The sequence below is a fragment of the Umezawaea sp. Da 62-37 genome (assembly GCF_032460545.1).
Lineage (GTDB): Bacteria > Actinomycetota > Actinomycetes > Mycobacteriales > Pseudonocardiaceae > Umezawaea.
On sequence record NZ_CP135965.1, the window covers coordinates 9,430,022 to 9,443,469 of the forward strand.

General features: G+C 68.9%; 10 protein-coding genes and 1 pseudogene. 6 read left to right on the plus strand and 5 right to left on the minus strand.

Going from position 1 to position 13,448, the window contains the following annotated elements:
* Positions 1-325: 325 nt before the first annotated feature.
* The 3 genes from RM788_RS42645 to RM788_RS42655 form a co-directional block, all read right to left on the minus strand.
* Positions 326-1,153, minus strand: coding sequence for a universal stress protein (locus RM788_RS42645; RefSeq protein WP_315926029.1), 828 nt, complete (start codon positions 1,151-1,153; stop codon positions 326-328).
* A 28-nt stretch (positions 1,154-1,181) separates the two neighbouring features.
* Positions 1,182-2,153, minus strand: coding sequence for an Acg family FMN-binding oxidoreductase (locus RM788_RS42650; RefSeq protein WP_315926031.1), 972 nt, complete (start codon positions 2,151-2,153; stop codon positions 1,182-1,184).
* Between the two features lie 130 nt (positions 2,154-2,283).
* Entirely contained in the window at positions 2,284-2,514 is a 231-nt protein-coding gene (locus RM788_RS42655) for an SHOCT domain-containing protein (protein ID WP_315926033.1), read from the minus strand.
* A gap of 194 nt (positions 2,515-2,708) precedes the next feature.
* On the opposite strand from RM788_RS42655, the gene RM788_RS42660 reads away from it, so the two are divergent.
* The 4 genes from RM788_RS42660 to RM788_RS42675 are packed head-to-tail and all read left to right on the plus strand — an operon-like array spanning position 2,709 to position 8,860.
* Positions 2,709-3,218, plus strand: coding sequence for a universal stress protein (locus RM788_RS42660; protein ID WP_315926035.1), 510 nt, complete (start codon positions 2,709-2,711; stop codon positions 3,216-3,218).
* Positions 3,215-5,836, plus strand: coding sequence for a bifunctional acetate--CoA ligase family protein/GNAT family N-acetyltransferase (locus RM788_RS42665; protein WP_315926037.1), 2,622 nt, complete (start codon positions 3,215-3,217; stop codon positions 5,834-5,836). Before RM788_RS42660 ends, RM788_RS42665 begins: the two co-directional genes overlap by 4 nt.
* Positions 5,833-6,315 (plus strand): universal stress protein, encoded by a 483-nt coding sequence (locus tag RM788_RS42670; RefSeq protein ID WP_315926039.1) that lies wholly within the window; start codon positions 5,833-5,835, stop codon positions 6,313-6,315. The genes RM788_RS42665 and RM788_RS42670 overlap by 4 nt, the downstream gene beginning before the upstream one ends.
* Entirely contained in the window at positions 6,296-8,860 is a 2,565-nt protein-coding gene (locus RM788_RS42675) for a cation-translocating P-type ATPase (RefSeq protein ID WP_315926041.1), read from the plus strand. The genes RM788_RS42670 and RM788_RS42675 overlap by 20 nt, the downstream gene beginning before the upstream one ends.
* Before the next feature lie 166 nt (positions 8,861-9,026).
* Here the strand turns inward: RM788_RS42675 and RM788_RS42680 are convergent, their stop codons facing one another.
* Positions 9,027-10,169 (minus strand): IS701 family transposase, encoded by a 1,143-nt coding sequence (locus RM788_RS42680; RefSeq protein WP_399341820.1) that lies wholly within the window; start codon positions 10,167-10,169, stop codon positions 9,027-9,029.
* A 113-nt stretch (positions 10,170-10,282) separates the two neighbouring features.
* On the opposite strand from RM788_RS42680, the gene RM788_RS42685 reads away from it, so the two are divergent.
* A protein-coding gene (locus RM788_RS42685; RefSeq protein WP_315926045.1) for an IS5 family transposase occupies positions 10,283-11,073 on the plus strand; the annotation gives its coding sequence in 2 pieces (ribosomal slippage) (positions 10,283-10,631 and positions 10,631-11,073; 792 coding nt in all).
* Positions 11,074-11,185: 112 nt separating this feature from the next.
* Positions 11,186-12,316, plus strand: a pseudogene (locus RM788_RS42690) (IS701 family transposase); the annotation flags it as partial.
* Between the two features lie 191 nt (positions 12,317-12,507).
* On the opposite strand, the gene RM788_RS42695 reads toward RM788_RS42690, so the two are convergent.
* Positions 12,508-13,340, minus strand: a protein-coding gene (locus RM788_RS42695) for an IS5 family transposase (protein WP_399341822.1) whose coding sequence is annotated in 2 segments (ribosomal slippage) — positions 12,508-12,999 and positions 13,002-13,340 — 831 coding nt in all. Because the reading frame shifts where the segments join, the coding sequence is not laid out codon by codon here.
* Positions 13,341-13,448: the final 108 nt, after the last annotated feature.

Here is a 13,448-nt window from a genome sequence, read left to right on the forward strand (position 1 = left end):
GGCCACGGACATGGCGCACATCAACCCAACCGCCTATTCGCGTACCACCGCAGCGATTCTGCGCGCTGCTCGCGACGGGCTGTTCACCACAGCCGAAGCGAAGCGGTTGATCGAACGCGTCCACACCCGCACCGCGGTGCCGAGTGGCCCACCATCAGGGCACAGCCCTCATAGGACGATGCTCAAGGCCCCTGGACTGTTCGACGTCCAGGGGCCTTGGCATGAGCGACCGCGCGTCACCGCAATGATGGCGTCATGGCGCAGTGCGAGCCGATCGACGAGTACCCGCGGGGCTGGGATATCCGTCCACTGATCGTTTTGGGACCTATTGGGAGGCCTCCAGTCGGATTCGGGATGGTGGTCGGCGGACGATGAGAACCGGGCAGGACGCGTGGTGCACGGCGGCCTTCGTGACGGAGCCGCACCGCCCGGTCAGGTCGTGGTGGTCGCCGGAGCCGACGACGAGCAGATCGCTGTCGGTTTCCCGACCGATTGCCTCGTGGGGGTGGAACCGGAGCAGCGTCGTGGCGTAGGAAGGCCGCGGTTCCAGTTCGTCGAGGAGATGAGCGGCGTGGTCGAGCACGAACTGGGGATTGGAGACCAGCGCGTCTCCCGCCGTGTGTAGGGGGATGGCGTGCACGACGCGCAGCACGGAGCCGCCCCCAAGCACTGCGGCGGCTCGCACCAGCACCTGGGCGTCGTCTTCGCCTCCGCTGACCAGAACGGTTACCCGTTGGTGGGCGCCGCGCAGCGCTGAGTCTTCACCTCGAACGATGACGGTGTCGCACGCGGCCACGTCCACCAGCGCGAGCACCAGACCGTCGAGACCGAGCGGACTTGTCGAGCGGCCCTGGTAGCCGACCACGAGCGTTCCCGCGCGCAGGCTCGCCGCTTCGAGATCGCGTACGGGGTCCGGGCCGGCCCGGTGGAGTCGTACGCGCAGCGCCGGGTACCCGCTGGTGAGATCGTCCACTTCGTCGTCGGTCTCGCCCCACGTCCACACGTCGAGTTCGGAGCCCGTGCGCACGGCGTGATCCGCCGCCCAGAACAGGGCCGCGCGGCCCCACCGCGAGCCGTCAAACCCGACAACAACCGGACTTGGTGGAGGGGCTGGGACGGTGGACGGGTCGAGCGAACTGGACTGGTCGGACATCGACGGCTCCTGGGTGTCGTTCGGCCGATCAGCGTGCGGCGCTGGTCGGTTCGTCCAGCAGGTCGGACACCGGACGGCGGGGCGTAGGGGGAGCGGGTGTGCCGTAACCGATGCGCAGCACTGTCTGGGGCACCAGGGAACCGCCCAGTGAGCGGCGCAGTTCGGCGCGGACGGAGCCGACCTCGATCGGTTGCGCCAGGAACGACGTGGACAGCCCGAGGGTCGTGGCGGTGAGCAGGACCCGTTGCAGGGCCTGGCCCGCGAGCAGTTCGCCCAGCGGCCCTTCGTAGTGCGAGTTCAGCACCACGACGAGCGGCTCGGGTTCCCGGTCCTCGCCGAGCGCGCCGTCGAGGACGGGTGGCGCGGCACCCAGCCACCACTCGTCGTGGGACCTCAACGGTGCGCTTGCCGATCCGGCGGCGTCCGTCACGGCGGCCAGTTCCGCCACCACCGCGGGGTCTGCCTTCTGAAGCCGGTCCGCGCGCGCGACAAAGTACCGCAGCCGTGCCCGTTCGACCTGGTCGGACACGATGTGCAGCCACGACCGCTCCAACTCCGCCGCGCGCACCAGTGCCTGCCCGTGCGCGACGGGGACGGCGACCTCGGCGAACGGAAGCCGGTTGGTGTGCCTGCCGGGCACCACGCTGAGCAGTTCGCGCGTCTCGTCGGTCAGTTCCACCCGGCCGCCCAAGCGGACTGTCGCGAGCAAGCCGGGAGCCGCGGTGTCCGGCAGCAGCGTCACCAGCGGTCGGACACCGAAGCTCTTCAACGCCAAGCGCAGGGTGAACAGCGCCGCGCCGCACGACAGGCGCAGTTCACGCCCGGTGGGATCGGTGACGGGCAGCGCATGGACCGGATCGGCGTGCAACTCGATCCGGTCGGGCAGCAGCCGGAACCGCCACGGCTGGCTGTTGCGCACAGAGGGCGCCAGGGACGCGGTACCGATCGCCGACAGCGTCTGCTCGGGAGCAAGTCCGAGTGAGCCGACCACCACGGTCATTCCATTCACCTCAGTGCGCTGGTCCGGTTGATCCGACCGGCCTCACTCTTCGGCGTGGGAACGGTGGAGCACACGGGCGAAGGTCCTGTCCGGTCGGGGACCAGGGGCGGCGTTCCGACGTCGGGGTCGCTCATCGTTCCCGCACCAGTCGGCGCAGCCGCGCGTACTCGTCTTCGCCGATCTCGCCCTTGGCCAGCCGTTCGGCCAGGACCGCCTCCACCGAGACGGTCGGCACCTCGCCCCGGATCCTGCGGCTGAGGACGATCAGCCCCGCCACCGATCCGAAGAACAGCATGATCATCACGATCCCCATGAGCCCGTATCCCATCCAGCCCATCCCGTAGCTCTGGTACCAGTGCATGGCTCGCTCCTCGTTACTTGGTTGCCTTCAGCGTGCTGCCGGCGGAAGACCGGTTCCAGAGGCCGACAGCCCGCACCGCCCGCGGACCCGCCCCCGTGCGCAGGGTCGAAGGTCCCCCTCCGCGCGGGACCGCGGCCACTGCTCCTGCGGCACCGGGTGGACCAGGCTCGGGGTGAGCTGAGGAGGACCGAGCGATGGACGACTTCGACTCGCGGCCGATCGTGGTCGGCGTGGACGGATCAGCCGCGAGCCACGCGGCGTTGCGGTGGGCGGTGGACGAAGCCGGACGACGCGGCTGTGCGATCGACGCGATCCTGGCCTGGCAAGGCGGTTACGGCATGATGATCGGCGCGGTGACACCCGACCTGCTGGCCGAGTCGACGCCGGAGCGGGAACACGACCGGTGGCGCCGAGTGCTCGACGACGCCGTGGCGGACGTGGACGCGGGCGGCGGGATCCGCATGGTCCTGGTGACCCAGGACGCCGGACCTGCGCTGGTCGAGGCCTCCAAGGACGCGGCGTTGCTGGTGGTGGGCACGCACGGCGCGGGACCGGTCAGGAGCGCGTTGCTCGGGTCGGTGAGCGCGCACTGCGTGCGCCACTCGACCTGCCCGGTCGTAGTGGTCCGGGAACCGTCGCCACGCAAGGACAGGTCGGCCGCGGTCGGTTCCGGCGCGCTCGCGACCCCAGGACCACTGCTGTGAGCGGGGACGTCCGGGCGCTCCTGGTGGACGGTTCCGCGGTGTCCTTACGGGAACTCGGCCCGCCGGACACCGACGCACTGACGGACCTGCTCCGCGCACTGCCCTCAGGTGATCAGCACTTCGGCCTGTTCAGCGCTCCCGCACGCGACGAGCACTCCAGCCAGTTCGCCATCGGCGCGTTCGACGACGACCGGCTGCTCGGCGTCGCGAGCTGCGTGGCCGCGCGGGACTCGGACGGCGCCGAGGTGGCGTTCGCAGTGGCAGCGTCGGCGCGGACGAGGGGAGTCGCCACCCTGCTGCTCGAACACCTCGCCTCACTCGCCCGGCGGCACGGTGTGCGCCGCTTCACCGCCGACGTATCCGCCGCCGACTCCCGCGCGGTGCGCGTCCTCACCGACCTGGGTCTGGTGTGGACGGTCACCGCGAACGGCGACGTGGCGCACGTGGACCTCGGTCTCGACCCGGTCGGGCACTACCTGGAAGCGGTCGCCGACCGCGAGCTGACCGCCGACGTCGAGAGCCTGCGCGCGGTGCTGGAACCTACCTCGATCGTGGTGGTCGGCGCCGGCCGGTCGTCGTCCTCGGTCGGCAACGCCGTGCTGCGCAACCTCCTCGCGGGCGACTTCGCCGGAGACCTCTTCGCCGTCAACCCCCACGCCGACCACGTGCTCGGGATCCCTTGCCACGACACGGTCCTGGAGCTGCCGTCCGCTCCCGAGCTGGCCGTGCTGTGCGTTCCGGCGAAGCTCGTGCCGGGGATTGCCGAGGAGTGCGGCCGGCACGGGGTGAAGGCGCTCGTCGTCATCACGTCGGGGCTGTCCGACGATCCCGGCCTGGTGGAAGGCCTGATGGGCGCAGTCCGCGAGCACGGGATGCGGTTGGTCGGCCCGAACTGCCTCGGGGTGTCGACGAGCGCGCCGGAAGTGCGGATGGACGCGACGTTCACCCGCACCCGCGCCGCCGCCGGGGACGTCGGTCTGATCACGCAGTCCGGCGGTATCGCCATCGCGGTCTCCGAGCAGTTGAACCGGATCGGCCGAGGCACGTCCAACCTCGTATCCGCGGGCGACAAGTACGACGTGAGCGGCAACGACATGCTGCTGTGGTGGGAGCGCGACGAGCGCACCCGCGCGGTGGTGCTCTACCTGGAGTCGTTCGGCAACCCCCGCAAGTTCGCCCGGCTGGCGCGTCGGGTGGCGCGCCGCAAGCCGGTGCTGGCCATCCGGTCCGCGACCACCGAGCAGGGGCAGCGGGCCGCCGCGTCGCACACGGCCTCGGCGGCGACCCCTGCGGCGACGCGGGATGCCCTGTTCCGGCAGTCCGGGATCATCGCGGTCGACGGCGTCACCGAACTGGTGGACGTCCTCGCCGCGCTCGATGTCCAGCCGCTGCCCACGGGCCGGTCGGTCGCGGTGCTGAGCAACGCGGGTGGCCTGGGAGTGCTCGCCGCGGACGCCTGCGTGACCCACGGCCTCGCGATGGCCGAGTTGTCGGAGGTGACGACCCGCGCGTTGCGGGCGGTGATGCCGGACACCTCGAGCCCGCACAACCCCGTCGACACCGGCGCGGTCGTGGACGAGGATGTTTTCGCCCGCTGCCTCGACCTGATCGCGGCGGACCCCGCCGTGGACGCCGTCATCACCGTCACCGTCCCCACCGCCCTCGGCGACCCCGCGACCGCGATCCACCGACTACCGGCCGGGAAACCGTTGCTGAGCGTCCGGGCCGGCCAGGCGATGTCCGTGGAGACCACCCCGACCGGCGTACCCAGCTACGCCGACCCGGCGTGGGCCGCGTTCGTGCTGGCCCGGCTGGTGGAACGGGCGGAGTGGTTGGCCCGGCCAGAGCCGGACCACGCCCACCTCGGCGGGATCGACCTCGCGGGCGCGCGCACCATCGTGGCCGACCACTTGGCCACCGACCCCGCGGGCAGATGGCTCGATCCGGATCAGGCCATCGTCCTGCTGCGAGCGTTCGGACTGCCGATGCTGGGCGGTGTGCTCGCGACCACGCCCGAAGGCGCGGTGTCCGCCCAGCGCTCCTACGACTCTCCGGTGGCGCTGAAAGCGGTCGTCACCGGACTGCTCCACAAGACCAAGGGCCACGGCGTCTCCCTCCTGCTGGCCGACCGGGACGCGGTGACCGCCGCGTTCGAGCAGTTCCGCGGCCGGTTCGGCGCACGCTTGCGCGGTGTCTTCGTCCAGCCCATGACCACCGGCGGCCGTGAACTGCTGGTCGGAGTAGTCAACGACCCGCGCTTCGGCCCGCTCGTGGTGACCGGATTGGGTGGTGTGGACACCGACCTGGTCGACCGCCGGACCTGCGCGCTCGCACCCCTGTCCATGATGGACGCCGACGACCTGCTGCACGGGTTCGGCGGAGCCGCAGAGGTATTCGCGGACCTTGATGAATGGCCGGTGCGCGATCTGCTGCTCCGGGTGGCCCGGCTCGCCGAGCTGCTGCCCGAGGTCGCCGAGCTCGACCTGAACCCGGTAGTGGTCTCCGACGGGTCGTGCCTCGTCGTGGACGCACGAGTACGGGTGGCACCCGTCGAATCGGTCGACCCGTTCCTCCGAGGCTTGCACGTCCAGCGACCGACAAAGGAAGTTGCGTCATGAATCGTTCCGACACCAAACCGATCGTGGTCGGGGTCGACGGATCACCGGCCGCGACAGGAGCCCTGCGGTGGGCACTGGACGAAGCGGGGATCCGCGGCTGCGCGGTGCACGTGGTCAACGCGTGGGACTACGAACCGCTGACCGACTGGGCCGAGACGGCCGAGCGGAACGCGCGCGCGTCGTCCGAGGCGCTGGTCGAGGCAGCCATCGGGGAAGCTGTGTTCGGTCGGACGGATCCTCCGGTGATCGTGCGGCGGTGCCTTCGCGGCATCCCCGCAGAGGTGCTGGAGAGCGCTTCGCGTGACGCCGACCTGCTGGTCGTGGGCTCGCACACCGGCCACCGGCTGCGCGACATCGTGCTCGGCTCCACAAGTGCGCTCTGCGTGCGGCACGTGACAGTGCCGGTCGTGCTCATCCCGGCCCGGACCGCCCCGCTGGACACCAGGATCGCAGCCGGCCATGCCGCTGACCACGGCTGACCGGCCTCGGGTCGGCCCGCAGCAGATGTCGGTGGACGAGGTCGTCCGGCAGACCGGAACCGATGTCGAACGAGGGCTGTCCAGCGCGGCGGCGGCGCTGCGACTCGTCGAGCTCGGCTCGAACACGCTGCCCCCGCAGCGCCAACGGGGCTGGGTGGTTCAGCTGTTGTCGCAGCTGAACCACCCGCTGATCTACGTGCTGCTCGCCGCTGCCACCCTGACCGCGCTGCTCGGCGAAACCGTCGACGCCTCGGTCGTGTTCGCCGTCGTCGTGGTCAACGCGGTCATCGGGTTCCTCCAGGAGGCCAAGGCCGAGCGGGCGCTGGACGCGCTGGCCGCGATGGTCCGCACCGAGGCGACCGTGCTGCGCGACGGCGTCGCCTCACGGGTGTCCTCCGACGACCTCGTACCCGGCGACCTCGTCGCGCTGGAAGCGGGGGACAAGGTTCCGGCCGACCTGCGGCTGACGCGCACCGGGGAACTGGACGTGGACGAGTCGGCGCTGACCGGGGAGTCCGCACCCGTCGGCAAGGACCCGGCGAAACTGCCGCCGGACACCGTGCTCGCCGACCGGGTCAACATGGCCTTTTCCGGCACCCTGGTGACCGCGGGCAGTGGTCGTGGGTTCGTGGTCGCGACCGGTGCGGACACCGAGATCGGGCACGTGCACCAGCTCGTCGGCGACACGGCGACGGTGGCGACCCCGCTGACCCGCAAGCTCGACCGGTTCAGCAAGCTCTTGACCTTCGTCATCCTCGGGCTGGCCGCGCTCAGCGTGGCCGTCGGCCTGGTGCGCGGGCAACCGCTCGGGTCGATGGTGACCGCGGCCGTCGCGCTCGCGGTCGGCGCCATCCCCGAAGGACTCCCGGCCGCCGTCACGGTCACGCTCGCGATCGGCGTGGCCAGGATGGCGCGCAGGCAGGCGATCGTCCGGCGGCTGCCCGCCGTGGAGACCCTCGGCAGCACCACGATGATCTGCACCGACAAGACCGGCACGCTCACCGCCAACGCGATGACCGTCCGAGTTGTCGTGGCGGGCGGAGTCCGTCACGACCTGACCGGCATCGGGTACGACCCCGACGGCGAGGTGACGCCGTCCGTGGACGCCGCAGCGCGGGAATGCCTGCTCGCCGGACTGGCCTGCAATGATGCCCGGATCGTCCACGAGGACGAGAAGTGGACCGCCGTGGGCGATCCCACCGAGGCCGCGCTCGTGGTGTCCGCGCGCAAAGCAGGGCTCGGACCCGACGACGTGCCGCCCCGGCTCGACGTCCTGCCGTTCAGCTCCGACCGCCAATACATGGCGACCCTGCACCCCGGAGGGTTGGTGTACCTCAAGGGCGCGGTCGAAAGGATTCTCGACCTCGCGGGCACGACCGACCACACCGGCGCGGAAGACCTCGCCGACGGCGGCCTCCGGGTCCTCGCCACCGCCACCGCCCGGCTGCCGGAAGGGGCGGAGCTGACCGAGGAAGCCTTGCGGGGCAACGTGGTCCTCCTGGGTTTGCAGGCGATGCACGATCCGCCGCGTCCGGAGGCGATCGAAGCCGTGCGGGAGTGCCGGGCGGCGGGCATCGAGGTGCGCATGATCACCGGCGACCACCCGGCCACCGCCCGCGCCATCGCCGGGCACTTCGACATCCCCGCCGACGCCGTCTACGCCAGGGTCACGCCGGAGGAGAAGCTGAGGCTGGTCAAGGAGTTCCAGGCCCAGGGGCATGTCGTGGCGATGACCGGCGACGGCGTCAACGACGCGCCCGCCCTCCGTCGCGCCGACATCGGCGTGGCCATGGGACGCGGTGGCACGGAGGTGGCGAAGCAGGCCGCCGACATGGTGCTGGCCGACGACAACTTCTCCTCGATCCGAGCAGCGGTCGAGGAGGGGCGCGCGGTCTTCGACAACCTGCGCAAGTTCATCATCTGGACGCTGCCGACCAACATGGCCGAAGGCCTGGTGATCCTGGCCGCGGTGCTGCTCGGCACGGCGCTGCCGATCCTGCCGGTGCAGATCCTGTGGATCAACATGACCACCGCGGTCGCCCTCGGCCTGACCCTCGCGTTCGAACCCCGTGAACCGGACGTCATGCGTCGACCACCGCTGCCGCCGTCGTTGCCGTTGATGACCGCCCAGGTCGTGCGCCGGATCCTGTTCGTGTCGGCCATCCTGCTCGTCGGGTCGTTCGCCGCGTTCCACTGGCAACTCGCCTCCGGCGCGTCGCTTGACCAAGCCCGCACGGTCGCGGTGAACGCGTTCGTCGCCGCCCAGATCGCCTACCTGCTCAACTGCCGGTCACTGGAGAACTTCCGGTCCGGGGTGGGCTTGCTGGCCAACCCGTGGCTGCTTGCGGGCATCGGCGCGACGGTGGTGCTGCAACTGCTGCTCACCTACCTGCCCGTGATGAACACCCTGTTCCACACCGCACCCATCGGCTGGGGTGCCTGGGGATTCGTCGCGGTCCTGGCCCTGCTCACATTCGTGCTGGTGGAACTGGCGAAGTGGCTCGCCCGCAGGGCGGTGTCGCCGTCTTCGGTCCCAGGGTCTTAGTACGACAACGACAGGTTGTGATGTCGCTTCTTGTGGTGGCTGATCCGGGCACGGGCCTGACTTGTTCGCCGCCAGGTAGACCAGTGCAGGACGTGGTCGACGGTGTGGGTGACGCGGTGGACGATCCGATTCCACAGTCGGCGGATCTCGTTGACCGACAACGGGATCAGCGATTGCTCGGCACCGGATGTGGAGCCCCTTTTTTGGTGATCTCACGGGTGATCACCAGGAAGGACAGAGCGGTCATGGACAGTGTGATGTGCCGGTACCACGCCTGGTAGCCGCGGACCTGGTAATGGTCCAGGCCGGTCTCGTTCTTCGCGGTCTGGAAGCACTCCTCGATCGCCCACCGCGCGCCCGCCACCCCCACCAACCGCTCCAGCGTCGTACCCGCAGGACCGAAGCACACGTAGTAGGCGATATCGGACGGGTCGGCCACACTCCGCCTGGCCAACAGCCAATGACCCCACTCCCTCCTGCGCAACGGCCGGATGTCGAGCAACGCCCAGTCCGACACCCGCGGCCCCTTCACACCATCGCCGGCACTGAGCCTCTCCCACGCCGTATCGGGAAGCTCGGAGAGCAAGCGGTCGACCCGGACCTTCCGCAGGTCCATCGTCACCACCATCGCGTTCTTCGGCACCGACACCACGTGCGCGACATCGACGGACTCCAGCCACAGCCGGAACTTCGTGTCCTGCCCGTAGAGCTCGTCCGCGGTCACCCACCCGAACGGCACCCCGGCCTCCACAGCCCGTTCGATCATGTCCCGGGCGAGGACCTGCTTGGTCGCGAACCCCACCTCATCACCGATCCCCGCCGCACGACACCGATCCCGATCCCCGGTCCAGTCCTTCGGCAGGTACAACTCACGATCGATCAACGCCCGTCCCCGCGACGACGCATAAGCCAGGAACACACCGATCTGGGAATTCTCGATCCGCCCCGCCGTCCCCGAATACTGACGACCCACCCCGGCGGACTTGACGCCCTTCTTCAGGAACCCGGTCTCATCGACGATCAGCACACCGTCCTGGGCGTCACCGATCGCCTCGACCACCGCGGCCCGGACGTCATCACGCACACCATCGGTGTCCCAGGCGTAGAAGTTCAGCAGCCGCTGCATGCCCTCCGGGCCCGCATCACCCACGGCCTCGGCCAACGTCCAACCGTTTTTCCGCTCCACCTCGCTGAGCAGACCCCTGACATACCAACGCATCCGACGCCGGGACTCCACCCGAGGAAACCGACCCGCGAACCGACCCAGGAACGCCTCGAACCCCGCCGACCACTCCGACACCAACTCCATCGACACCTAAGATCAACTACCAGAAGACGACCTCAGATCACAACCTGTCGTTGTCGTATTAGACCGTATCTCGTTTGGGCGTGTTGCGAGGTAGGCGATATCGTTGATCAACGATGAACGATGTAGAGAAGTGGTGCCCAGAGCCGTTGTGGCAGTTGGCACAGCCGTTGCTGCCCGATGCGCCGCTACGCCACCAGTGCGGAGGTCGGCGGCGTCTGGACGATCGTGTGGTGCTGGCGGCCATCCTGTACGTGCTGCGGACCGGATGTGCCTGGTCGGCGCTACCGGCGTCGTTCGGGGTCAGCACCCCGACCGCGCATCGCCGGTTCACTGAGTGGGTCGAGGCGGACGTGTTCGCCCGGCTGCACCAGGTGATGCTGGATCTGCTCGGCTCGGCCGGGGCGATCGACTGGTCGCGTGCGTCGGTGGACGGTATGCAGGTCAGGGCGGTCAAAGGGGGGATCTGACCGGCCCCAGCCCGGTCGACCGGGGCAAACCCGGCAGCAAGATCCACGCCATGAGCGACCGCGGCGGTCTCCCGCTGGCCGTGGGTGTGTCCGCGGCCAACCGCAACGACCACCTGGAACTGGAGGCCGTCGTCGACGGTGTGGTCCCGGTCAAGGGGCCTGTCGGCAGGCCTCGTCACCGTCCGCGCAAGCTGCACGGTGACAAGGGCTATGACTACCTGTCCTGCCGCAAGGCGTTGCGGCGGCGGGGAATCATTGCCCGGATCACCCGCCGGGGCATCGAGTCGTCCAAGAAGCTGGGCCGCCACCGCTACGTCATCGAACGGACCCTGGAGTGGGTTTCTCGGTTCCGACGGCTGGCACGCCGCTACGAACGCAAGGCCGCCCACTTCCTGGCATTCGCCCAGCTGGCCTGCGCGGTGATCTGCTACCGCTGAGCCATCAAGCTGGACCTGCTTACTCACAATAACCCCAAATGAGATGTGGTCTAATACGACAACGACAGGTTGTGATCTGAGGTCGTCTTCTGGTAGTTGATCTTAGGTGTCGATGGAGTTGGTGTCGGAGTGGTCGGCGGGGTTCGAGGCGTTCCTGGGTCGGTTCGCGGGTCGGTTTCCTCGGGTGGAGTCCCGGCGTCGGATGCGTTGGTATGTCAGGGGTCTGCTCAGCGAGGTGGAGCGGAAAAACGGTTGGACGTTGGCCGAGGCCGTGGGTGATGCGGGCCCGGAGGGCATGCAGCGGCTGCTGAACTTCTACGCCTGGGACACCGATGGTGTGCGTGATGACGTCCGGGCCGCGGTGGTCGAGGCGATCGGTGACGCCCAGGACGGTGTGCTGATCGTCGATGAGACCGGGTTCCTGAAGAAGGGCGTCAAGTCCGCCGGGGTGGGTCGTCAGTATTCGGGGACGGCGGGGCGGATCGAGAATTCCCAGATCGGTGTGTTCCTGGCTTATGCGTCGTCGCGGGGACGGGCGTTGATCGATCGTGAGTTGTACCTGCCGAAGGACTGGACCGGGGATCGGGATCGGTGTCGTGCGGCGGGGATCGGTGATGAGGTGGGGTTCGCGACCAAGCAGGTCCTCGCCCGGGACATGATCGAACGGGCTGTGGAGGCCGGGGTGCCGTTCGGGTGGGTGACCGCGGACGAGCTCTACGGGCAGGACACGAAGTTCCGGCTGTGGCTGGAGTCCGTCGATGTCGCGCACGTGGTGTCGGTGCCGAAGAACGCGATGGTGGTGACGATGGACCTGCGGAAGGTCCGGGTCGACCGCTTGCTCTCCGAGCTTCCCGATACGGCGTGGGAGAGGCTCAGTGCCGGCGATGGTGTGAAGGGGCCGCGGGTGTCGGACTGGGCGTTGCTCGACATCCGGCCGTTGCGCAGGAGGGAGTGGGGTCATTGGCTGTTGGCCAGGCGGAGTGTGGCCGACCCGTCCGATATCGCCTACTACGTGTGCTTCGGTCCTGCGGGTACGACGCTGGAGCGGTTGGTGGGGGTGGCGGGCGCGCGGTGGGCGATCGAGGAGTGCTTCCAGACCGCGAAGAACGAGACCGGCCTGGACCATTACCAGGTCCGCGGCTACCAGGCGTGGTACCGGCACATCACACTGTCCATGACCGCTCTGTCCTTCCTGGTGATCACCCGTGAGATCACCAAAAAAGGGGCTCCACATCCGGTGCCGAGCAATCGCTGATCCCGTTGTCGGTCAACGAGATCCGCCGACTGTGGAATCGGATCGTCCACCGCGTCACCCACACCGTCGACCACGTCCTGCACTGGTCTACCTGGCGGCGAACAAGCCAGGCCCGTGCCCGGATCAGCCACCACAAGAAGCGACATCACAACCTGTCGTTGTCGTACTAAGACCACATCTCATTTGGGGTTGTAGTGGGTCAGCAGGTCCAGCTTGACGGCTCGGCGGTAGCAGATGACCGCACAAGCCAGCTGGGCGAATGCCGTGAAGTGGGCGGCCTTGCGTTCATACCGGCGCGCCAACCGGCGGAACCGGGAAACCCATTCCAAGGTCCGTTCGATGACGTACCGGTGGCGTCCGAGCCGTTTGGGTGACTCGATGCCCCGGCGTGCGATCCTGGCGATGATGCCCCGTCGGCGTAGTGCTTTCCGGCAGGCTGGGTAGTCGTAGCCCTTGTCCGCGTGCAGCTTGCGTGGCCGGCGACGAGGCCTGCCGGCGGGCCCCTTGACCGGGATCACGGCATCGACGATCGTCTCCAGTTCCAGGTGGTCGTTGCGGTTGGCAGCGGAGACGCCCACCGCCAGCGGGAGGCCTCCGCGGTCGCTGATCGCATGGATCTTGGAGCCGGGTTTGCCCCGGTCGACCGGACTGGGGCCGGTCAGATCCCCCTTTTGACCGCACGGACGTGCATGCTGTCCACCGACGCACGTGACCAGTCGATCGACCCGACAACGCCAAGCAGATCCAGCATCACCTGATGCAGCCGGGCGAAAACGTCCGCCTCGACCCACTCGGTGAACCGGCGATGCGCCGTCGGGCAGCTGACCCCGAACGACGAGGGCAGCGCTGACCAGGCACATCCGGTCTGCAACACGTACAAGATCGCCGCCAGCACCATACGGTCGTCCAGACGCCGCCGACCTCCGCACTGGTGGCGTTGCGGCGCGTCAGGCAGCAACGGCTGCGCCAACAGCCACAACGGCTCCGGACACCACTTCTCCACATCGCTCATCGTTGATCAACGATATCGCCTACCTGACAACAACCCCAAACGAGATGCGGTCTAAGCTTGAGTTTTAAGGTCTCGGAGCCCGATGGGACACCCGGTTGATCATGGATG